General features: G+C 69.5%; 22 protein-coding genes. 21 read left to right on the top strand and 1 reads right to left on the bottom strand.

What is annotated here, in order from left to right; genetic code table 11:
- The first annotated feature begins 58 nt into the window (after window positions 1–58).
- The 7 genes from hisB to TF1_RS01850 all read left to right on the top strand — a co-directional run bounded on the left by hisB (window position 59) and on the right by TF1_RS01850 (window position 7,116).
- A complete protein-coding gene (hisB, locus tag TF1_RS01875; RefSeq protein ID WP_011291599.1) occupies window positions 59–652 on the top strand; it encodes an imidazoleglycerol-phosphate dehydratase HisB in 594 nt (197 codons plus the stop codon).
- Window positions 649–810 (top strand): hypothetical protein, encoded by a 162-nt coding sequence (locus tag TF1_RS16225; RefSeq protein WP_011291600.1) that lies wholly within the window; start codon window positions 649–651, stop codon window positions 808–810. Before hisB ends, TF1_RS16225 begins: the two co-directional genes overlap by 4 nt.
- Window positions 811–838: 28 nt before the next feature.
- Window positions 839–1,474, top strand: a complete 636-nt coding sequence (gene hisH / locus TF1_RS01870) for an imidazole glycerol phosphate synthase subunit HisH (RefSeq protein ID WP_011291601.1) — start codon at window positions 839–841, stop codon at window positions 1,472–1,474.
- 38 nt (window positions 1,475–1,512) lie between these two features.
- Window positions 1,513–2,250 carry a bifunctional 1-(5-phosphoribosyl)-5-((5-phosphoribosylamino)methylideneamino)imidazole-4-carboxamide isomerase/phosphoribosylanthranilate isomerase PriA gene (priA, locus tag TF1_RS01865; RefSeq protein ID WP_061783572.1) on the top strand — a complete coding sequence of 246 codons (738 nt, stop codon included), beginning with the start codon at window positions 1,513–1,515 and terminating at the stop codon, window positions 2,248–2,250.
- Window positions 2,247–3,017, top strand: coding sequence for an imidazole glycerol phosphate synthase subunit HisF (hisF, locus tag TF1_RS01860; RefSeq protein WP_011291603.1), 771 nt, complete (start codon window positions 2,247–2,249; stop codon window positions 3,015–3,017). The genes priA and hisF overlap by 4 nt, the downstream gene beginning before the upstream one ends.
- Before the next feature lie 341 nt (window positions 3,018–3,358).
- Complete coding sequence (locus TF1_RS01855) at window positions 3,359–5,275, top strand: ABC transporter ATP-binding protein (RefSeq protein ID WP_011291604.1); 1,917 nt, start codon at window positions 3,359–3,361, stop codon at window positions 5,273–5,275.
- Window positions 5,272–7,116 (top strand): ABC transporter ATP-binding protein, encoded by a 1,845-nt coding sequence (locus TF1_RS01850; protein WP_011291605.1) that lies wholly within the window; start codon window positions 5,272–5,274, stop codon window positions 7,114–7,116. The genes TF1_RS01855 and TF1_RS01850 overlap by 4 nt, the downstream gene beginning before the upstream one ends.
- A gap of 23 nt (window positions 7,117–7,139) precedes the next feature.
- On the opposite strand, the gene TF1_RS01845 is transcribed toward TF1_RS01850, so the two are convergent.
- On the bottom strand, window positions 7,140–8,126 hold the full coding sequence (locus TF1_RS01845; protein WP_016188513.1) for a MurR/RpiR family transcriptional regulator: 987 nt from the start codon (window positions 8,124–8,126) through the stop codon (window positions 7,140–7,142).
- 121 nt (window positions 8,127–8,247) lie between these two features.
- On the opposite strand from TF1_RS01845, the gene hisI reads away from it, so the two are divergent.
- From hisI to TF1_RS01775, 14 genes are all read left to right on the top strand, one after another.
- Complete coding sequence (gene hisI / locus TF1_RS01840; RefSeq protein WP_011291606.1) at window positions 8,248–8,598, top strand: phosphoribosyl-AMP cyclohydrolase; 351 nt, start codon at window positions 8,248–8,250, stop codon at window positions 8,596–8,598.
- Entirely contained in the window at window positions 8,595–9,206 is a 612-nt protein-coding gene (locus TF1_RS01835; protein WP_011291607.1) for a Trp biosynthesis-associated membrane protein, read from the top strand. The genes hisI and TF1_RS01835 overlap by 4 nt, the downstream gene beginning before the upstream one ends.
- A complete protein-coding gene (locus tag TF1_RS01830; RefSeq protein ID WP_011291608.1) occupies window positions 9,206–9,493 on the top strand; it encodes an HGxxPAAW family protein in 288 nt (95 codons plus the stop codon). Before TF1_RS01835 ends, TF1_RS01830 begins: the two co-directional genes overlap by 1 nt.
- Before the next feature lie 220 nt (window positions 9,494–9,713).
- The gene (locus TF1_RS01825; protein WP_016188516.1) at window positions 9,714–10,079 is read left to right on the top strand and encodes a CD225/dispanin family protein; all 366 of its coding nucleotides are present in this window, start codon (window positions 9,714–9,716) and stop codon (window positions 10,077–10,079) included.
- A 7-nt stretch (window positions 10,080–10,086) separates the two neighbouring features.
- The gene (locus TF1_RS01820) at window positions 10,087–10,551 is read left to right on the top strand and encodes a DUF2752 domain-containing protein (RefSeq protein ID WP_011291610.1); all 465 of its coding nucleotides are present in this window, start codon (window positions 10,087–10,089) and stop codon (window positions 10,549–10,551) included.
- 202 nt (window positions 10,552–10,753) lie between these two features.
- Entirely contained in the window at window positions 10,754–11,560 is an 807-nt protein-coding gene (trpC, locus tag TF1_RS01815; RefSeq protein WP_011291611.1) for an indole-3-glycerol phosphate synthase TrpC, read from the top strand.
- A 353-nt stretch (window positions 11,561–11,913) separates the two neighbouring features.
- Window positions 11,914–13,152, top strand: coding sequence for a tryptophan synthase subunit beta (gene trpB / locus TF1_RS01810; RefSeq protein ID WP_011291612.1), 1,239 nt, complete (start codon window positions 11,914–11,916; stop codon window positions 13,150–13,152).
- Complete coding sequence (gene trpA, locus TF1_RS01805) at window positions 13,149–13,961, top strand: tryptophan synthase subunit alpha (RefSeq protein WP_011291613.1); 813 nt, start codon at window positions 13,149–13,151, stop codon at window positions 13,959–13,961. The genes trpB and trpA overlap by 4 nt, the downstream gene beginning before the upstream one ends.
- 198 nt (window positions 13,962–14,159) lie before the next feature.
- Window positions 14,160–14,735, top strand: a complete 576-nt coding sequence (locus tag TF1_RS01800) for a MauE/DoxX family redox-associated membrane protein (protein ID WP_011291614.1) — start codon at window positions 14,160–14,162, stop codon at window positions 14,733–14,735.
- A 111-nt stretch (window positions 14,736–14,846) separates the two neighbouring features.
- On the top strand, window positions 14,847–15,860 hold the full coding sequence (locus TF1_RS01795) for a DsbA family protein (protein WP_011291615.1): 1,014 nt from the start codon (window positions 14,847–14,849) through the stop codon (window positions 15,858–15,860).
- Between the two features lie 15 nt (window positions 15,861–15,875).
- Window positions 15,876–16,946: a prolipoprotein diacylglyceryl transferase gene (gene lgt, locus TF1_RS01790; protein ID WP_011291616.1), complete on the top strand. Its 1,071-nt coding sequence runs from the start codon at window positions 15,876–15,878 to the stop codon at window positions 16,944–16,946.
- Between the two features lie 48 nt (window positions 16,947–16,994).
- Window positions 16,995–18,143 (top strand): hypothetical protein, encoded by a 1,149-nt coding sequence (locus TF1_RS01785; protein WP_011291617.1) that lies wholly within the window; start codon window positions 16,995–16,997, stop codon window positions 18,141–18,143.
- An 82-nt stretch (window positions 18,144–18,225) separates the two neighbouring features.
- Window positions 18,226–19,218 (top strand): hypothetical protein, encoded by a 993-nt coding sequence (locus TF1_RS01780; protein ID WP_011291618.1) that lies wholly within the window; start codon window positions 18,226–18,228, stop codon window positions 19,216–19,218.
- A gap of 11 nt (window positions 19,219–19,229) precedes the next feature.
- On the top strand, window positions 19,230–20,742 hold a 1,513-nt coding region (locus TF1_RS01775), incomplete at its 3' end, for a bis-aminopropyl spermidine synthase family protein (protein WP_061783571.1).

Here is a 20,742-nt window from a genome sequence, read left to right as displayed (position 1 = left end):
TGACAGATAGATTCGATATCCGGCGGATGTGTATCGCCACGACGAGGAGAACCAGCCCATGAGCCGCATCGGCCGCGTCGAACGCGCCACCAACGAGACCAAGGTTTTCGTCGAGGTCAACCTCGACGGCACCGGTGCCGCCGACATTTCCACCGGCGTCGGTTTCTACGACCACATGCTCCACCAGATCGCCAAGCACGGACTGTTCGACCTGACCGTGCGCACCGAAGGCGACCTGCACATCGACGCCCACCACACGATGGAGGACACCGCCCTCGCCCTGGGGGCGGCGTTCCGGGAAGCCCTCGGCGACCGGAGCGGGATCCGCCGCTTCGCCGACGCCAAAGTCCCCTTGGACGAGGCGCTCGCCGAAGTCACCGTCGACATTTCGGGCCGCCCCTACCTGGTGCACTCCGAACCCGAAGGCATGGCCCCGATGATCGGCCGGGACTACGACACCACGATGACCCGGCACATCTTCGAGTCCTTCGTCGCCCAGGCGCGGATCACCCTGCACGTCCACGTGCCCTACGGGCGCATCCCCCACCACATCGTGGAATGCCAGTTCAAGGCAGTGGCCCGCGCGCTGCGGTCCGCCTGCGAACGCGACCCCCGCGTCACCGGGGTGCCGTCCACCAAGGGCACGCTGTGAGCACAGCGATCATAGGGGTGTTGCTGATCGGCCTCAGCGGCCTGCTCGTCGGCGGCACCCTGTCCCTGTGGAAGATCAACCGGGTCATCGCCGCAGGGTTGGCTGTCTGCGCACTCCTCGCCCTTATCGCCGGAGTGCTCCGCCTCGGCTACTTCTGACCGTCCACACAGGAAGGCTCGTCCATCCGTGCAGCCACGCGTTGTCATCCTCGACTACGGATCGGGAAACCTCCGTTCCGCGCAGCGGGCCGTGGCGCGCGTCGGCGCCCACGCCACGATCAGCAGTGACCCGCACACCGCGTTGGAAGCCGACGGGCTCGTCGTCCCCGGAGTGGGGGCGTTTGCAGCGTGCATGCGCGGACTGCGTGCGCTCCGCGGCGACCGCGTCATCGGCAAACGCCTCGCCGGAGGCCGGCCCGTCCTCGGTATCTGCGTGGGCATGCAGATCCTGTTCGAACGGGGAGTCGAAAACGACGTCGTCACCGAAGGCTGCGCGGAATGGCCCGGCACCGTGGAACGGCTCGACGCTCCCGTCATCCCCCACATGGGCTGGAATACCGTGGACGCGCCCGCGGAATCCGCCATGTTCGCCGGAATCGACAAAGACACGCGCTTCTACTTCGTCCACTCCTACGGCGTGCGCACCTGGGAGATGCAGACCACAAGCCCGCACCTGAAACCGCCGCTGGTTACCTGGTCCACCCACGGCACCCCGTTCGTGGCGGCCGTGGAGAACGGTCCGCTGTGGGCCACCCAGTTCCACCCGGAGAAATCCGGGGACGCGGGCGCCCAACTGCTCGCCAACTGGGTGGCGACACTGTAGCGCCCCTGTGCTCGTACGCCCGTGAAAGGTTCACCACCATGGCGCCCATCCTTGAACTCCTTCCCGCCGTCGACGTCGCCGGCGGCCAGGCAGTCCAACTCGTCCAGGGCAAAGACGGAACCGGCGGCCGGTACGGCGACCCACTCAACGCCGCGCTGACCTGGCAGAACGCCGGAGCCGAGTGGATCCACCTCGTGGACTTGGACGCTGCATTCGGCCGCGGCCACAACCGGGAACTCCTCGCCTCCATCGTCGGCAAGCTCGACATCAAAGTGGAACTGTCCGGAGGGATTCGCGACGACGAGTCGCTGAACGCAGCCCTGGCCACCGGCTGCCACCGCGTCAACATCGGCACCGCCGCGCTGGAAAACCCCGACTGGTGCGCCAAGGTCATCGCAGAACACGGCGACCGGGTCGCGATCGGTCTGGACGTCCGCGGCACGACCCTGGCCGCGCGCGGCTGGACCCGCGACGGCGGCGACCTCTACGAGACCCTGGAACGGCTGGAAGCTGCGGGCTGCGCCCGCTACATCGTCACCGACGTCAACAAGGACGGCACCCTCAAAGGCCCCAACCTCGACCTGCTGCGGGACGTGTGCTCCCGCACCGACAAGCCGGTCGTCGCCAGCGGCGGTATCTCCAGCCTCAACGACCTGCGCGCACTGGCCGCGCTCGTGCCCGAAGGGGTGGAAGGCGCCATCATGGGCACCGCCCTGTACGAGGGCGCGTTCACCCTGGAAGAAGCCCTGGCTACCGTGCGCGAGGTTGCCCAATGAGCCTGGCAGTACGCGTCATCCCCTGCTTGGACGTGGATGGGGGCCGGGTCGTCAAAGGCGTCAACTTCCAGAACCTGCGGGACGCGGGCGACCCGGTGGAGCTGGCCCGGCGCTACGACGCTGAAGGCGCCGACGAGCTGACGTTCCTCGACGTCACCGCGTCCAGCAGCAACCGCGAGACCACCTACGACGTGGTGCGCCGCACCGCCGAGCAGGTGTTCATCCCCCTCACCGTGGGGGGAGGGGTGCGCAGCACCGAGGACGTCGACCGGCTCCTGCGCGCCGGAGCAGACAAGGTCAGCATCAACACCGCGGCCGTGCGGCGGCCCGAACTGATCCGCGAAATCGCCCAGGAGTTCGGCAGCCAGGTCCTCGTGCTCTCCGCGGACGTGCGCCGCACCGTCAACGGCACGGCCACCCCCAGCGGTTTCGAGATCACCACCCACGGGGGCCGCCAAGGGACCGGCATCGACGCAGTCGAATGGGTGCAGCAGGCTGAAGAGCTCGGGGCCGGGGAGATCCTGCTCAACTCCATGGACGCCGACGGCACCAAGTCCGGCTTCGACCTGGAGCTCATCCGCGCAGTCCGGAAAGCGGTGAACGTGCCGCTCATCGCCAGCGGGGGAGCGGGCGCGGTCGAACACTTCGCCCCCGCCGTGGACGCGGGCGCCAATGCGGTCCTCGCCGCCAGCGTGTTCCACTTCGGGGAGATCACCATCAGCGACGTCAAAGCCGAGCTGCGGGCCAAAGGCTACCCGGTGCGCTGACCCGCGGGCCGCACCTGGACTGTTCCCTGCCGGTGGGGGGACGGGAGCGCGCTCCCGTCCCCCCACCGGCATGCCATGCCGCGGCCGCATCCGGACAGCAGCAGCCGCACACCCCGTCGAACACCGGACCCGTCTGCCCAGCTCATCGAGCTAGAACCGGGGGAGCGGGGCAGTCCCGGCAGGAGCGGCACGGCCAGCCCAAGCCCTCGGACTGGAATAAGTTCGGCAATCCCCGGCGCTGAACCTGACCGGTGCACCCTGACGGTCCGGTAGGTACGGTGAGGAACCGTTGCGCCTGCCAGGGGAGCACTGCACACCACGACAACACAACGGGGGGATGAATGGCGCAGGGGCCAGCCGCAGCGAAGCCCGACGTCAGCTCTCGAGTCTTCACCGAGGGGATGCGCATCCTGTGGATCGCCATCCGCACGGAACCGTGGGTCTTCAGTGCCGCCGTGGCCGGTGCAGTCCTCTACGCGGTCGCCGCTGTCGCCTCAGCCTCCGTCCTCGGCGCCGTCGCCGAACAGGTCATCCTGCCCGCCATCATGGAGCAGCGCACCACCGTGGCCGCGGTCGCCACCGCGTCCGCGGTCGTGTTCGCGGTCGGCTTCCTCAAAGCCCTCGGACTGGGGGCGCGCCGCTTCTACGCCGGGCTCATGCAGTACCGCATGCAGGCGCGCTACCGGCGCGCGGTCGCCCGCCGGTACCTGGAACTCCCGCTGGCCTGGCACCAGCGGCACCCCGCAGGGCAGCTCCTGTCCAACGCCAACGCCGACGTTGAAGCGACCTGGCAGCCGCTTGCCCCGCTCCCCATGGCCGTGGGCAGCACCGCCATGCTGGTGATCGCCGCGGGGGCGATGCTCGCCACCGACCTCGTGCTCGCCCTGGTGGGCTTCGTCGTCTTCCCGCTCCTCGCCATCGCCAACCTCGTCTTCCAGCGCCGCGTGTCCCCCGCAGCCACCCACGCGCAAGCCCTGCGCTCCCAGGTGAGCGAGGTCGCCCACGAGTCCTTCGACGGCGCACTCGTCGTCAAGACCCTGGGACGCGAAGACATGGAGACGGAACGGTTCACCCGGGCCGCGGAACGCCTCCGCGACGCCCAGATCCGCGTGGGCCGGATGCGGGCCGCATTCGACCCGCTGCTGGAGGCACTGCCCAACCTGGGCGTGCTCGTGGTGCTGCTCATCGGGTTGATCCGCTTGCAGCGGGGCGACGTCACCGCAGGCGACATCGTCCAGATCGCCTACCTGTTCACCCTGCTGTCGCTCCCGATCCGCTCCCTGGGCTGGCTGCTCGGGGACCTGCCCCGCAGCGTGGTGGGCTGGCGGCGGGTCAGCGCAGTGCTCAACGCGCAAGGAGGCACCGACTACGGCAAGGAACGGCTGCACGGCGAGGGCGGCCTGGCGGTAAGCGTCCGCAACCTCAGCTTCTCCTACGCCGACACCTCCCCCGCCGACCTCGGCCGGGACACCCTGGAAGGCGGACGCGGCCTGGACGCGACCGGAAACGAAGAAACACCACGCATCACCGTGCTGCGCGACGTCACCCTGGACCTGGCGCCGGGGAAGGTGACCGCCCTGGTCGGCCCCACCGGGTCCGGGAAGTCCACCCTCACCATGTTGCTGGCCCGCCTCGTCGACCCCGACCACGGCGACGTCCTGGTGAACGGGGTGGACGCCCGCCGCTACGCCCCCGGGGAACTCGCCTGCGCTATCGCGCTCGTGCCGCAGACGACGTTCATCTTCGACGACACTGTCCGCGACAACATCACCCTGGGCTTGGACGTCGACGACACCGAAGTCTGGCAGGCCCTGCGCCTCGCCCACGCCGACTCTTTCGTGGCGGCCCTGCCCCGAGGGCTCGACACGCGGCTGGGGGAGCGCGGCACCAGCCTGTCCGGCGGGCAGCGGCAGCGCCTCGCCCTGGCCCGCTCCCTGGTGCGCCGACCCCGACTGCTCATCCTGGACGACGCGACCTCCGCGGTCGACCCCCAGGTCGAAGCCCGGATTCTCGGCGGGCTACGGGAAGCCGACCTGGCGGGAGCCACCGTCGTGGTCGTGGCCTACCGCCGGGCCACTATCGAACTCGCCGACGAAGTCGTCTACCTCGAACAAGGCACAGTCCGCGACCGGGGCACCCACGAAGAGCTGCTGGCCCGCTCCCCCGGATACCGCCGTCTCGTCACCGCCTACGAGCAGGCTGCCCAACGGCGCGCTGCCGCCGCGTCCCGATCCGCCGACCAGGAGGCTGTCCGATGAGCGCCCCGACCCGTACCCGGACTTCCCCCGCCCAGGCCCCCGCGGAGGCTTCCACGCCTGCGCCCACCGCGCCCGCCCTGCACCGGTCTACCGAGTCAGCGTGGGCCACTCTGCGCCGCGGGGTCGCCCTGTCCCCCGAATTCACTCGCGGCCTGCCGGTGACCGTGGCCCTCGCCGTGGTGGCGACCCTCGGCAAAGTGATCGTGCCGCTCGCCGTCCAGCAGATCATCGACAACGGGCTGCTCGCCGAAGGCGGACCCGACATCGGCTTCGTGGTGGCCACGGTCGCGCTCTGCACAGCCCTGGTCGTCGTCACCGCGCTGTGCTCCTACCTGATGAACGCGCGCCTCTACCAGTCCACCGAATCCGGGCTGGCCACGCTGCGCCGCACAGCGTTCCGCCACGTGCACGACCTGTCGGTGCTCACCCAGAACAGTGAACGCAAAGGCGCCCTGGTCTCCCGCGTCACCAGCGACGTCGACCAGATCAGCACCTTCATGCAGTGGGGCGGCATCCTGCTCATCGTCAGCACCGGCCAGTTGGCGATCGCCACCGTGCTCATGGCCGTGTACTCCTGGCAGTTGACCCTGCTGGTGTGGGTGTGCTTCCTGCCCCTGCTTTTCGGGGTGCGCTGGCTGCAGCGGCTGCTCTCCAAGGCCTACCTGAAAGTCCGGGAACGCACGGGGGAGATGCTCGGCGTCATCGGGGAGACCGTGGTGGGCGCCGCGGTGATCCGCGCCTACGGCACTGAGGAGCGCACGGCGCGGCGCATCGACCGGACCGTACTGGCCACCCGCAACGCCCAAGTCAAAGCCCAGCGCCTCTCCATGGCGGTCTCCCCGCTGGCCGAGCTCGTCTCCGCGTTCACCTACGCGGTCGTCATCGCGGTCGGTATCTGGCTGGGGGTCATCGGCTCGCTCACCGCGGGACAGCTCGTGGCCTTCCTGTTCCTCATCAACCTGTTCGTCGCCCCCATGACGATGGCCACCGAGATCTTCAACGAAGCCCAGAACGCGATCGCGGGCTGGCGACGGGTCCTGGGGGTCCTCGACACCGAACCCGACATCGCGGATCCGGGAGCCTCCGGCACCCCCCTGCCGCACGGCCCGATCTCCATCCGCTTCGACCACGTCAACTACGCCTACCCCGGCGGCCCCCGCGTGCTCGACGACATCACCGTGGAGATCGCCCCGGGCAGCCGTGTCGCCGTGGTCGGGGAGACCGGTTCCGGCAAGACCACCTTCGTCAAACTCCTTACCCGGCTCATGGACCCGGACGAAGGCAAGATCCTGCTCAACGGGGTGAACCTGCGCGAAGTGGCGTTCTCCTCGCTGCGCTCCCGCGTGGTGCTGGTCCCCCAGGAAGGGTTCCTGTTCGACAGCACTCTGGCCGACAACATCCGCTTCGCTCGGCCTGAGGCCACCGACGAGCAGATCACCGAGGCGATCACCCAGTTGGGGCTCAGCGAATGGCTGGCGGGCCTACCGCACGGCCTGGCCACGCCCGTGGGGCAGCGCGGCGAGTCCCTGTCCGCGGGGGAGCGGCAGCTCGTTGCCTTGATCCGGGCCTACATTGCCGACCCCGATCTGCTCATCCTGGACGAGGCCACCTCGGCGGTCGACCCGGCCACGGAGGTCCGCATCCAGCACGCCCTGGACCTCCTCACCCGGGGCCGCACTTCGGTGGCGATCGCGCACCGGCTGTCCACCGCGGAGGCCGCCGACGAAGTGCTGGTCTTCGACCGCGGCCGGATCGTCCAGCGCGGCACCCACGCCGAACTGGTCGCCCGTCCCGGCGTGTACGCGGACTTGCACGCCTCCTGGGTGCGCAGCTCCGCGTGAGCAGCCTGCGGTCCGCGGTTGGATCAGGCGTCGCGCTCCCGCCACCAGTGCAGGGCGAGCAGTTCGCTGACCAGCGGGTCCACGAGGAGGCGCACGTCTGGATCCTGCTCGCCCGGGTAGCGCAGGCTCATCGCCGCCCCCGGCACGTCGCCCCCTACGGCGGCGAAGACGCCGCGCAGCGCAGTCAGGTGGGCGGCGAACCGCTCGTCGAACCGCGACCCGGTGAACAGCAGGGCACGGTAGTCCTGGAGCGCAGCCAGGTAGCGGTCGACGTGCGACCATTCCCCGGTCTCGCAGGCGTGCGCCACCAGGACCGGGCCGCGCCGCAGCGTCAACGCGCCGAACTGGGCAGCAGGCAGCAGTTCCGCGGGCGCCACCAGGGCGGTGCCCGCAGGCCCGTGCAGCGTCTGAGCCAGGGCGGGCACCCAGTGGGGGGAGCGCTCCCACAGGTCGGTGATCGAGTTCGCGGCACGGCGCAGGGTCGCCGCCGGGTCAGCCACCCCGGGAGTGGACGCGCCCAGCCGGGCCGCCAGCACCAGCAGCAGCGCCACCGCCTGCTGGTAGGCCAGGACCTCGAGTTCCCGCGCGGTATCCCCGGCCATGAGGGGCGCCACAATATCGGCGTAGCGGGCCTCCGGAGCCTCCGGGGACTCGGCGAGCACGATCACCGGGCTGGAGCCCGCATAGTGCTCCAGCGACTCGCACAGCTCCCGCCGCCCGCTGCCCAGTGCCACCGCGACCACCAGCGTGTCCGGACCGCCCGGGGGAAGCTGGGCCCGGGTCGCTGATTCCGCGAACGCTCCCAGGCCGGCGCGGCGCAGCCGCATGCCCGCGGCCTGGCACGCGTAGTAGCCCGCCCCCACCCCCAGCAGCACGACCGCGGCAGGCTCGTCGTCCAACAGGGACGGCAGCGCCGTGTACGGGTCGTTTCGGGCCAGGTGGTCGGCCAGCCGGTGCAAAGCCGCGGCTTTAGCGGACAGGTCGGTCGCGAGTTGGTCGACGGTTACCAAGGCTCCTCCTCGACGGTGCGCGCGGTGGCGGGAAGCCGCCCGCACGTCGCGGTGCGTTTCCCGCCCCAGATAAGCACAGCCCGGTCCGGGAACGCGATCCCGCAGCCGTAGGCTTGCAGGTATGAGCGGTAGCCCTCCCCAACTGGACCCCGAAATCGCAGCACGTCTCAAACGCACCCCTGACGGACTCGTCCCCGCCATCGTGCAGCAGTACGACACCGGGGAGGTCCTCATGCTCGCCTGGATGGACGACGAAGCGCTGCGCCGCACGCTCACCACCCGGGCCGCCACCTACTGGTCGCGCAGCCGAGGCGAGTACTGGGTCAAAGGCGCGACGTCGGGAAACACCCAGCGGGTCGTCTCGGTGTCCCTCGACTGCGACGGCGACACCCTGCTCGTCAAAGTCGACCAGACCGGCGGGGCCTGCCACACCGGGGACCGCACCTGTTTCGACGCGGACCGGCTGCTGTGAGCAACAGCACTCCTCGCCCGGTCCGCCGCGAGTACCTGGCCGCGCTTGCCCTGCTCGCGCTGGGCGCAGTCGCGCTGCTCGCCGCTGCCCCGCAGGTGTGGGCTGCGGTCCGCATCGACCTGGCCGAGGACCTCGCCCCCGTCACCGTGGAACTGTCCGCCGCCGAGCTCGCCCCGGTCTCTTCCGCGCTGGGCTGGACCGCGCTCGCCGCGCTCGCGGCGGTGGTAGCGACCAGGGGAGCGGCACGGCGAGCCGTGGGGGCCCTGGTCGTGCTGCTGGGGGTCGGTGCCGGCACCGCTGTTGTGCTGGGAATACGCCCCGCGGCGCTGGCGGCTGCCGCGGAGCAGGCCACCACCGTGGAGGGGACACTGGGCGACCCCGCTGTGGCATGGCAGTGGCCTGTCCTGGCGGGCGCAGGCGCGGTACTGCTGTGCGTCGCAGGGGTGCTGACCCTGGTCAGGGGTACTGCATGGCCGGTCATGAGCAGTCGGTACGATCGCCACAGCGCCCCCCGCGCGACCCGTACCGGTGCTCCCGCAGATTTGTGGCGGTCGCTCGACAGCGGCGCGGATCCCACCGATGAGAACGCTGAACCTAAGGAGCGTTGATGGCCGAACACCATGACGACCACGGCAACACCGTTGCCGGCTGGTTCCTCACCATCTCGTGGATCGTCGTCTGGCTTGCATCCGCGGTTGCGATCATCGCTGGTCTGAACTTCCTCACCTGCACCCTGGTCGGGTTGGGCGCCAGCGTGGTGTGTGCTGTCGTGGCCGGTGTGATGAAGAAAGCGGGACTGGGTCGCAAGGCGCCCCGCCCTCGCCCGATGACCCGCGAAGAGTACGAGGCGAAGCTCGCCCAGCAGACCAAGAACAGCGAGAAAGCAACGGTGTGACCGCCCGGTCTCCGGGACTTGTTCCGGGGACCGGAGCAACCGGATGGTGAGGGCCGCTGCTCCCGCTGCCAGACCAAGCCAGGCATAGCGCGCAAAAATCTGGCATTATTCGGTCGTTCGTGTGCATCCGGGGCAGTAGGTTCAACCGTGACACCCGTTGGATCCTCTCCCTGGATTGCGACGCGTCCTGAAGAAACGCAATTACGGAAAGACACGAACGATGAGCTACGGTCCTCCGCCCGGTCCGCCCCCCGGTGGCTTCACCCCGCCCCCCGGCTACCCCAGCGGGGGTCAGCCTGCCGCGCAGCCGCCCAAGAACTACCTGTGGATGAACATCCTGGGCATCCTCGGCTGCACGGTCATCGGCATCATCGGCCTGGTCTTCTCGCTTCAAGTCAACAAGAAGTGGGAGATGGGTGACTACGCCGGAGCCGAGAGTGCGTCCAGCACCGCCAAGATCCTGGGGATCATCGGCGTGATCGGCTTCGCCATCGGGATCGTCATGCTGCTGCTCAGCATCATCTTCACGGTCATGCTGGGCGCCGCCGTCACCAGCGATCCCTCCTACCCCTACACCACTCCCTGACGACACCATGGTCGAGCCGTCGATACCAGAGAGACGGCGCCGCCTGCATCCTGCGGCGGCGCCGCTCGCTCTCGGCGTTCTCGGCCTCCTCGGCGCGGTCGTCGTGCACGTCGTCGACCCCAACGTGCCGGGGCGCTATCCCGTCTGCCCGTGGCTGACGGTCACCGGAACCTACTGCCCGGGCTGCGGGACCACCCGGGCGCTGCACGCGCTCACCTACTTCGACATTGTCGGCGCCGCGCAGATGAACCTCCTGCTGCTGGCCGTACTGCCGTTCCTCGCGTTCGCCTACGTGCGCTGGGTGTACCGGTCCTTCCGCCCGCCGCCCACGCCTCCCGCACCGCCCGCGCCGCTCCATCCGTTCTGGACGTGGGCCCTGCCCGGAGCCATCCTCGTCTTCTGGGTGGTGCGCAACCTCCCCTTCGCGACCTTCCTCGCCCCCGGCGGGGTCCCCGCGCCGATCCTGTCGTAACCGGGTCCCGAGCACTACTGTCGGAGCGGCAGCCGCGGGCCGCCACCGAAACAGCGGAAAACCGTCCGTCTGCCCGCGGAAAACCGCAAAGAGCGGTACCGGTGTCCGAAAGAGTCCTGGGATGGATACGATCGGGACATACGGCGGGAGTGAGCGCTCTCGCTCCCAGTGACCCAGTCGACAGCAGAAGGGGCCCCCTTACGTGAGCGTGCTCGACGAGATCATCGACGGAGTGCGCGCGGACCTCGCGGAACGCCAGGCCGCCGTGCCCTTGGATAAGCTCAAAGAGCAGGCCGCGGCCCTACCGTGGCCCAAGGACGTGGTGGCGGCGCTACGCGCTCCCGGAGTCCAGGTCATCGCCGAGGTGAAGCGCTCCAGCCCTTCCAAGGGCGCTCTCGCCGCGATCGCTGACCCCGCCGCGCTGGCACGCGACTACGCCGCGGGCGGCGCCTGCATGATCAGCGTCCTGACCGAGCAGCGCCGTTTTGCCGGCAGCCTGGCCGACCTGGCGGCGGTCCGCGCCGCTGTGGACACGCCGCTGCTGCGCAAGGACTTCGTGGTCAGCTCCTACCAGTTGTGGGAGGCGCGGGTCTACGGTGCGGACGCGGTCCTCCTCATCGTGGCTGCGCTGTCCCAGGACGCCCTGGTCTCCCTGGTGGAGCGGGCCGAATCCCTCGGGTTGACTCCGCTCGTCGAAGTGCACACCGAAGAAGAGGTCGAACGTGCCTTGGACGCCGGAGCCACGGTGATCGGTGTCAACGCCCGGGACCTGAAGACCTTGAAGGTCGACCGCGGCACTTTTGCCCGGTTGGCTCCGCTGATCCCCGACGACAAGATCAAGATCGCCGAGTCGGGGGTGCGCGGACCCCACGACCTGCTCGCCTACGCGAGCGCGGGAGCCGACGCCGTCCTGGTGGGGGAGAGCCTGGTCATCGGACGCAAACCCCGCGAGGCCGTTGCCGACCTGGTCACGGCAGGTGCCCACCCCGCGCTGCGGGACCGGCACTGACCGCCGCCCACGGACCCTCTCCGTGCGCCCTGCGGACCGCCGCGGTCCGGCACGGGCGCCGGAGAGCCCATGCCCGGTGGTTGGCGGAGCGTCCCTGACGCGCTACCCGCGGCGGGGACGTTTCCCGGCATACTGTCGGTAGGCGCGGCGTGATCCGCAGCGCCGTTCCGGGAGCGATACGCGTCGAGGAACCGGCGAGGCGCGCGACGACCGCTCCCCGGTCCACCCGACCCGCAGGGCGACCGCGGACGTCCCACACAGCCCCACTGCTCTGTCCGGCTGGCGGAAGCGGGTTCTGCCGCGACCGACCGTCCACCCGATGCCGTGCCCCCGCCAGGGCACCTGGAGACCTGATGACAACCAACAACACACTTCCCGTGCCTCCCTACCTGGGTGAGGGCGGGCACTATGGCCGGTTCGGCGGCCGGTTCAGCCCAGAGGCCCTGGTCGCCGCGCTCGACGAGGTCGCCGTGGCCTGGGAGAAAGCGAAGAACGACCCGGACTTCCAGGCGGAACTGCAGCGTCTCCTCACCGAGTACACGGGCCGCCCCAGCCCGCTCACCGAAGCCCACAACTTCCGCGAGCACTGCAACGGGGCCCGGATCCTGCTCAAACGTGAAGACCTCAACCACACGGGCTCGCACAAGATCAACAACGTGCTCGGCCAGGCGCTGCTCACCAAGCGCATGGGCAAGACCCGGGTGATCGCCGAGACCGGGGCCGGGCAGCACGGCGTGGCCACCGCCACCGCGTGCGCGCTGCTCGGACTGGAATGCGTGATCTACATGGGCGAGGAAGACACACGCCGGCAAGCCCTCAACGTCGCCCGCATGCGCATGCTCGGCGCCGAAGTCATCCCGGTCACCGTGGGCAGCCGGACCCTCAAAGACGCGGTCAACGAGGCCTTCCGGGACTGGGTGACGAACGTCGAGACCACCCACTACCTGCTGGGGACGGTCGCCGGACCGCACCCGTTCCCGTCCATGGTCCGCGACCTGCACTACATCATCGGCGCAGAAGCGCGCCAGCAGGTCCTGGACCGCACCGGGGCCCTCCCGGACGCGGTCGCCGCCTGTGTCGGCGGCGGCTCCAACGCCATCGGGATCTTCGCGGCGTTCATCCCCGACGAGTCCGTGCGGCTGTACGGGTTCGAAGCGGGCGGCGACGGCTTGGACACGGGACGCCACGCCGCTTCCATCACCGGCGGAAGCGTCGGCGTCTTCCAAGGCGCCCGCACCTTCGTCCTGCAGGACGAATACGGACAGACCGTGCCCAGCCACTCCATTTCCGCCGGGCTCGACTATCCCGCGGTCGGCCCCGAGCACGCCTGGCTGGCCGAGAGCGGACGCGCCACCTACGCTCCGATCACGGATGCGGAAGCCATGGAAGCGTTCCGCCTGCTGTGCCGCACCGAAGGCATCATCCCGGCGATTGAAAGCGCGCACGCGCTCGCCGGGGCCCGGAAGATCGGAGCCGAACTGGGACCGGACGCCACCATCCTGGTCAACGTGTCGGGCCGCGGCGACAAGGACATGACGACCGCCGCCACCTACTTCGGGCTGCTCGACGACGAGGGGAAGCAGGACCGATGACCGTGTTGCGCCGCAAACTCGCCGAAGCCAAAGCAGAAGGGCGAGCCGCACTGGTCGGCTACTACCCGGCCGGTTTCCCCGACGTCGCGTCCTCCATCCGGGTCGTCCAAGCCATGGTGGCGGGCGGCTGCGACGTGATCGAAGTAGGGTTCCCCTACTCCGACCCCACCATGGACGGCCCCGTGATCCAGCAGGCCGCTGACCGGGCGCTCGCCGCGGGCACCACCCCTAAGGACGTGCTCGCCGTGGTGCGCGCCGTCGCCGACGCCGGGGCCGCGGCCCTCGTCATGTCCTACTGGAACCCCATCGAAAAGTACGGGGTGGACGCGTTCGCCGCCGACCTGGCCGCCGCCGGAGGGTCGGGACTCATCACCCCGGACCTGATCCCCGAAGAAGCCGAGCCGTGGATCAAGGCCAGCGACGCCGCGGGGATCGACCGGATCTTCCTGGTCGCCCCGTCCTCCACCGACGAGCGGCTCGCCAAGACCTGCGCGGCGTCCCGCGGATTCGTCTACGCCGCCTCGCTGATGGGGGTGACGGGGACCCGCGACAAGGTGGCCGCGACCGCGCGGAGGCTCGTGGAACGCACCCGCGCCGTCACCCGAGACAGCGGACTGCCTATCTGCGTCGGACTCGGGATTTCCAACGGTGCCCAAGCCGCCGAAGTCGCTTCCTACGCCGACGGGGTCATTGTCGGCACCGGCTTCTGCCAGCGGGTTCTGGACGCGCCCGACGTGGACACCGCATGCCAGCAGGTCCGCGACTTCGCCGCGGAACTCGCGGCGGGGGTGCGTGCGGCCGCTCGGTGAGAATCTGGTGAGATTTCTCCGCCACAGCCCTCCGGCACATGCCGGAGGGCTAATGTGCGTGTGCAGAGACGCCGCACCAAGACTCTGAGTTTTTGTGACTCTCTCAATACAGAGAGTAGTAGTCTCTTGTCGTTCCCGCGGCGTCCCCTAGCCAGGCGCACCGCGCCCACACACCCAACCACCACGTTCAGGAGAGGCATGTCGACCGGCACCGAGGAGAACGCCCTCAGCGGCGGAGCGGACAGCATCCGAGACGAGGCGCCACCGGCGGAGCCAGCCGCCACCTCCCGGTGGGCGGCAGTCCAGCCATGGCTGAGCCTGATCGTGCGCGTAGCCCTGGCCGGAATCCTGGGATACGCCGGATACACCAAAGTGATCGTGCCCGCGCTCTCCGTCGAGTCGGTAGCCGCCTATGAGCTTTTCGGAGAGACCCTCAACCAGCTCATCGGCTACACCCTGCCCCTGTTCGAACTCGCCCTGGCCCTGCTCCTGCTCGCCGGGCTGGCGACCAGGGTCACAGGGATCATCTCCGCCCTGCTCATGGCAGTCTTCATCGCGGGCATCGCCTCGGCCTGGGCCCGCGGCCTCACCATCGACTGCGGCTGCTTCGGCACCGGAGGCGTGGTCGACGCCGACGAGACCACCTACGCGCTGGACATCGCGCGTGACCTCGGCTTCATGGCGTTGGGACTGTTCCTCGCGATCTGGCCGCGTTCCCGGTACTCCCTGGACGGGGCCCTTGGCCTCTACTCGTCCTCAGACGAAGAACGGTAAAAATCCACCAATTCTGCCGGCGGGCTGCCCGCACGGCACAGCGACACGGACGGCGGTCACGCCCCGCTCCGGTCAACACTAGGGTTCCAGCAAGAGAATGGTGATCGGCTGATGAGCAAGGAGTCGCGGCGCACCAACCGCGAGCGCCTCAGGCAGGAGCGCATCAAGCAGAAAAAGCGGGCCAAACGCAACAGACTCCTGGCCACCATCGGTGCGGCGGTTGCCGTGATCGCCCTCGTCGTGGGCGGTGGCTACCTGATCGTGCAGGCGTCCAACGGGACCTCCGCGGAGGAGTACACGGGCACTCTCGCTCCCCAAACCCTCCAAGAGGACGGCAGCGTCGTCATGGCACTCGACGGTGTCGCCGCACCCGTCGTCGAGGTCTACGCCGACTACCAGTGCTCCCACTGCGCCCGGTTCGAAATGATCAACGGGGACACCCTCAAAGAACTGGCCGCGCAAGGGGAAGCGATCGTCCACTATCGACCGGTGAGCATCTTCGCGGACGCGGGCGACCCCGCGGGAGCGAACTCGCTGCGCGCGGCCGCCGCAGCCCGGGCCGCCGCCGAACACGGCAAGTTCGTCGAATACAGCGACATCCTCTTCGACAACCAGCCCAGCACCCGCCAGCAGGGCTACGCCGTCGACGACCTGATCGCCTGGGGAGAAGAAGTCGGCATCACCGATCCCGCCTTCGCGGAGCGCGTGCGTTCCGAAAGCGAGATCGTGGAGGAGTTCGTCACGAACTACTACCCTGAACTGTCGACCAAGGCGCGGGCTGAGATCCCCGAGGACCAGCTCCGCACCATGCGGCTGAACGACCTCATCGAATGGGGGGAGGACAACGGCGTGGACTCCTCGTTCATGGACGGCAGCCACGTCCGGTCCGTGCTCGACGCCACCGCCGCGGTCAACGCCAAATATTCTGAGGGGGCCAACGCGTTCGGCGGCACCCCGTCCATCTACATCAACGGGACGCTCCTGGGCAACGAAACCTACTCCGCGACCGACTTCCGCGAGGCGGTCCTGGCCGCACCCCCCGGCCAAGTCGACACCCGTCCGGCAGCGGAGGAGGACACCGATGCAACGCCCTCGGAGCCGCCGTCTCCCTCCCCACCGGCCTAAGGAAAACCCGAAGTTATGACGAGTCCGTTGAGCACTACCGCGGGCGCGGCCGAGCTGGGCCGCGCCCTTGCGGCTATTCCCAGTCCCGGTATGAACGCCATCGAACTGGGACCCTTGAAGATCCACTTCTACGCGCTGTGCATCCTGACCGGGGTCATCGCAGCGGTCTACTGGAGTGAACGCCGCTGGAAAGCCCTGGGCGGCCGCCCCGGGACCATCCTGGACCTGGCGGTACCCGCGGTGCTTCTCGGACTCATCGGCGGGCGCCTCTACCACGTCATCACCGACTACGACCTGTACTTCGCACCGGGGAAAGACCCCATGGGCGCCCTCTACATCTGGAACGGGGGACTGGGCATCTGGGGGGCGATCCCGCTGGGCGCGCTCGGCGTGTGGTGGGTGGCCCACCGCCGCGGCCTGTCGCTGTCGCAACTGTCGTTCGCTATCGCCCCGACTATCCCGCTCGCCCAAGCGTTCGGACGCTGGGGCAACTACTTCAACCAGGAGCTGTTCGGCGCCCCCACCGACCTGCCGTGGGCACTGCACGTGACCCCCTACGACAACGGTGCCCTGCGCCCCGGCATGGTCCCCGGCGCGGAGACCTACCACCCCACGTTCCTCTACGAGTCCCTGTGGTGCCTCGCCCTCGCCGGGCTCCTGGCCTGGCTGGGCCGCCGCTACACTGAACAGCTCCGCGGCGGACGGCTGTTCGCGCTCTACGTCATGGGCTACTGTGTGGGACGGTTCTGGATTGAATACCTGCGGGTCGACCCCACCCATGAGATCCTCGGCCTGCGCCTCAACAACTGGACCGCCCTGGTCGTCTTCCTCGGCGCCCTCGCCTACTTCGTGTGGGCCGGACAGCGTCTCGACACCTTCTCTTCGCGGGTCGTGCCCGAAGGCGAAGACGAAGGCACGCAGATGATCGCGGCCGAGACCGAGGAAGAGGAACCCGACACTGTCCTGAGCACCGAGACCCCGGAGAAGGAAGAGGAGCCCGTATCCTCGCGTTCTTCACTGTCAGGGCAGAGCACCGAGACCACGCCGCCCGAATCCACCACCCGGGAAGACGAGCCACGGGACTGACACACAAGGTTTTCCCCCTCGCCGTTCACGGCGAGGGGCCCGCACCCCTTGGATGAGTACGTGAAGCTGGACAAAGCCGAACCCACCGGGCGTCGCGCCCGCTCTCGTTCGGGATCCCAGCCCACCACTGGGTACCGCCAGGACGAGTACTACGACGACTTCCCCGAAACCGACCACCGGTCGAGCGGAGCCCACCAGGGATCCCGCAAAGGCCGCCGCTCCACTGGGCGGATCACCAACAAGGTGAACGGCCGCGGCCGCAGAAGCGCGAAAGCCGGCCGCGGCGGAGCCGCGGAACGCGGCAGGACCGCCGCGGACAGTCCGCGCCGCGCCAGCCGCACCCGCAAACCGAAGGCAGTCGACCGTGTCTCCCGGTTCTCCGCTTCCGCGCTCCGTAAAGTCACCGTGCTCGGCGACCGGCCCGAACAGGTCGTCTACACCCTGGCCGAGCAGAGTCGCCAAAAACACGGCACTTATGTGCTCATCACCCTGCTGGTCCTAGCGGTCATCTCCCTGCTCGCGCTGCTGGCCGCCCTGGTCATGCAAGTGCTCAATCCGGAGGCCGCGGCCAACCGGACCCCCGCACCCATCGTCCAACCGCCCGCCGGGCACAGCACGCTGCGCCCGGAACTGTTCCACGCCCAAGGCCAGCAGGACATCTTCGACCCGATCGCGGAACGCGACCCCAACGCGGAACCGCTCACCGAAGAGCAGATCTTCGGCCCAGTCCAGGAGCTGTCGCTCAACGGGATGGAACTCACCCTGCGCGAATCCGAGGTGACCGACACGTGTACCGCGGTGGTGTGGGGTGAAGAACTCGCCCAGACCCTGTCCACCGGCTCCTGCACTTCCGCGGCCCGCGGCGTCTACCTGGACAGCGACGACGAGTACGTGGCGCAGTTCACGCTCTTCGACCTGGCGGACGCGGAAGCCGCCACCGCCACCCTGGAAAGCCTGGACTCGGACCGCAGCCCCGGCTTCGTGCTGCCCATGAAGGACGACATCAAGGGACTGCACACCGGCTACAGCCAGGCCACCGCCCAGGCCATGGGTCACTATGTCGCGGTGTTCTGGGTGGCCCGGGCCGACGGCGGCGAACCCTCCGGGGACGACTCCATGGCCACGCTCAACGTCGCCGCCATGGACGCTGCCCTCGTCGTCTACGAACAGGTCCGCGACGCCAAGGAAGAGGAGTGATCCTGCCGGCACCCCGCCGGAGAGTCCTCTATCCTTCCCTACAGCCCTCCCGAAACCGTTCCGTTCAGCGAAGAGGTCACAGGTGTCAGCTACCGAGTCGCCCGTGTCCGGCGCCCCTGGCCGACGCAGGAAACCCCCGGCCCCCGCCCCCCAGGACCACGCTGGGCGGAGTCGGGGAACCCGCCGCCGCAAAGGCGGGCGACGCGCGAACCGACGCTCCCCCCTCATCCCGATCCTCGTCGGTGCGCTCATCATCGCGGTGATCGCGCTGGTCGTGACCGTGGTCCTCCAGTTCACCGGATCGAGTGACTCGCAGACCATCCAAGCCATGCCCTCCCGCTACCAGGTCTACGAGTCGGGGCAGGCCAACGAGCTCCTCGCCAACCGCGACGACGACCCGCGCCCCTTCACCGAACGCGACTTCTTCCGCGAGGGCGACACCGACATCAGCTCCCGGGAACTGACCTTCACCCTGCACGCCCAGGACATCACCGAGAACTGCACCGAAGCGGTGTGGGGTCCGCGGGCCGTGGCCGCGGTGGAAGGCGCTGACTGCTCCCAGGTGGTGCGCGCCGCCTACCTGTCCGACGACTACTTGGGCGTGGCCGCGGTCTTCAAACTCCGCGACATCGAGGCCTCCCGCGCGCTCGCCGACGGGCTTGCCCCCGCCGACGACGACCCGGAAGGCGGCGGCGGATTCCTCGTCCCGCCCACCACGGAAGAGCCGTTCACCCAGCTCGGCTCCGGCTACAGCTCGGCCGAAGCCACCGTCAACGGCCACTACCTGCTCGTGCTGTGGGTGCAGTCGAAGACCTCCACCTCCACTGAGGAGATCGAGGTGCTCCAGCAGCCGCTGGTCACGCTGAGCCGCTTCGACATGCCGATCTACCAGCGGATCAACGAACGCAAGAACTTCTTGGAAACCCAAGGCGAAGGCACTGGGGACGCCCAGGAGCAGGCCGAGGACACGGGGGCGGGCGAGGCGCCTGCCGGAGACGCCGGGATGGGCGAGGCGCCCGCCGGGGACACCGGGATGGGCGAGGCAGGCACCGGTCTAGCCGGGGAAACCGGGTAAGCCGCATCCCGATGAGCGACTCGACCACCCCGCACGCCCTGCTCGCCGCGCAGGGCGTGCACGCGGCCCGCGGCCACCTGGTCCTCGCCGCACTCTCCGACGGGCGCTGGTGGACCACCCGCGACCTGGTGCGCGCCACCGCGGTCGCCCACCGGGTCGTCGTGGACACGCTGGCCGCGGTCGACACGGAACTCGAACGCGACGGCGACCGGGTCCGGCTCCACGACCCGGCCCGGTACGCCCGCCTCGCGGACCGCCCCCGGCTCGCCGACCCGGTGGGCCACCTCGTCGACGCCTACTCCGACGTCGAAGCGGAACTCGGCAGACTGGTCGAAGCAGCGCCCCCGCCCCGCACCGACCTGGACCACGTGTCCGCCACGGCCCGCACCGCGCTCCGCCGCGCCCTGTTCCTCACCACCCGGTTCACCACCCACGGCGCCCGGCTGCTCTGCGTCGGCGACCACGACCTCACTTCGCTCGCGCTGACCCTGGTCGACCCGGACGCGGAAGCGATCGTGGTGGACATCGACGAGCGCATGCTCGACTACATCGACACCGCGGCGGCCCGGCTCGGTCGGAACGTCCGCTGCTACTTCGCTGACCTGCGGGTCGGCTTGCCGCCCGCGGTCCGCGGCAGCGCCGACCTGGTCTTCACCGACCCGCCCTACACACCGGAAGGGGTGGAACTGTTCGTCCGCCGCGGCTTGGAAGGCGCCGTGGATCCGAAGAACACGCGCATCCTCCTCGCCTACGGGGCCAGCGAAACCACCCCGGCGCTCGCCGCCCGCGTCCAGCAGCGCTTCACCCGCCTTCACCTGGCCATCGAAGCGCTCTGGCCGGACTTCAACCGCTACCTGGGGGCGGAAGCGATCGGTGCGGCAAGCGACCTGTACGTGCTGCGCGCCACCGCCCGCACCCCCGTGGGCCGGATGCGGGGGACCACGACACGGATCTACACCCAAGGGGCCCAGGCCCGCGAAGCCGCCGCACCCCTCACCACCGCGGATCTGGCCCGCATCTGGGGAGACACCCCGCCCGACGTCTGTGTGGGCGAATGGCCGACCCCGCTTCCCGACGGCGTGCGCTCCGTCTCCGTGGCCGCGTGGCTGGCCGAACCGAACCAGGTGCAGCGCGCCGCCGTGAACCTGACCGGCGGGGCCGACGCCCTCGTACCACGCGTGATTCTTGTCTCACCTGCCGTGGAGCTGGTCGTGGTAGTGGACTCGCACTCCTCCCACGTCCGGGATGCGGCCGGGCAGGAAGGACTGCGCCGCCTCCTGGGCCCCCACCGCCCGGTCCGCTTCCTGCGCGGCGTGCCCGACCCCCGGCGCACCGTCATCCGCGTCGGCGCAGCCTCCCGCCGTCCGGACGCCACCACTGATCCGGTCGACTGGCTCGCCTCCTACCTGCACGACCGCGCCCACGGCTCGGTCGCCTCCGTGCTGCGGCAAGGCCTCGTCCGGCTCGCCGCCCACACCCGCCGTCCCGTCAACAAAAAATGGGCGCGCACTCACGTGGCCGAGG

Source organism: Thermobifida fusca NBRC 14071 = JCM 3263 (assembly GCF_001592045.1).
Classification (GTDB): Bacteria; Actinomycetota; Actinomycetes; order Streptosporangiales; family Streptosporangiaceae; genus Thermobifida; species Thermobifida fusca.
The sequence above is the reverse complement of the archived record's forward strand: the minus strand, read 5'-3'. Positions and strand labels throughout refer to the sequence as shown.

Excerpts from the sequence above, each read along its gene's own strand:
- hisB (WP_011291599.1), top strand. The coding sequence starts at position 59 with ATGAGCCGCATCGGCCGCGTCGAACGCGCCACCAACGAGACCAAGGTT.
- priA (WP_061783572.1), top strand. The coding sequence starts at position 1,513 with ATGGCGCCCATCCTTGAACTCCTTCCCGCCGTCGACGTCGCCGGCGGC.
- hisF (WP_011291603.1), top strand. The coding sequence starts at position 2,247 with ATGAGCCTGGCAGTACGCGTCATCCCCTGCTTGGACGTGGATGGGGGC.
- TF1_RS01855 (WP_011291604.1), top strand. The coding sequence starts at position 3,359 with ATGGCGCAGGGGCCAGCCGCAGCGAAGCCCGACGTCAGCTCTCGAGTC.
- TF1_RS01850 (WP_011291605.1), top strand. The coding sequence starts at position 5,272 with ATGAGCGCCCCGACCCGTACCCGGACTTCCCCCGCCCAGGCCCCCGCG.
- hisI (WP_011291606.1), top strand. The coding sequence starts at position 8,248 with ATGAGCGGTAGCCCTCCCCAACTGGACCCCGAAATCGCAGCACGTCTC.
- TF1_RS01830 (WP_011291608.1), top strand. The coding sequence starts at position 9,206 with ATGGCCGAACACCATGACGACCACGGCAACACCGTTGCCGGCTGGTTC.
- TF1_RS01825 (WP_016188516.1), top strand. The coding sequence starts at position 9,714 with ATGAGCTACGGTCCTCCGCCCGGTCCGCCCCCCGGTGGCTTCACCCCG.
- TF1_RS01820 (WP_011291610.1), top strand. The coding sequence starts at position 10,087 with ATGGTCGAGCCGTCGATACCAGAGAGACGGCGCCGCCTGCATCCTGCG.
- trpB (WP_011291612.1), top strand. The coding sequence starts at position 11,914 with ATGACAACCAACAACACACTTCCCGTGCCTCCCTACCTGGGTGAGGGC.
- trpA (WP_011291613.1), top strand. The coding sequence starts at position 13,149 with ATGACCGTGTTGCGCCGCAAACTCGCCGAAGCCAAAGCAGAAGGGCGA.
- TF1_RS01800 (WP_011291614.1), top strand. The coding sequence starts at position 14,160 with ATGTCGACCGGCACCGAGGAGAACGCCCTCAGCGGCGGAGCGGACAGC.
- TF1_RS01795 (WP_011291615.1), top strand. The coding sequence starts at position 14,847 with ATGAGCAAGGAGTCGCGGCGCACCAACCGCGAGCGCCTCAGGCAGGAG.
- lgt (WP_011291616.1), top strand. The coding sequence starts at position 15,876 with ATGACGAGTCCGTTGAGCACTACCGCGGGCGCGGCCGAGCTGGGCCGC.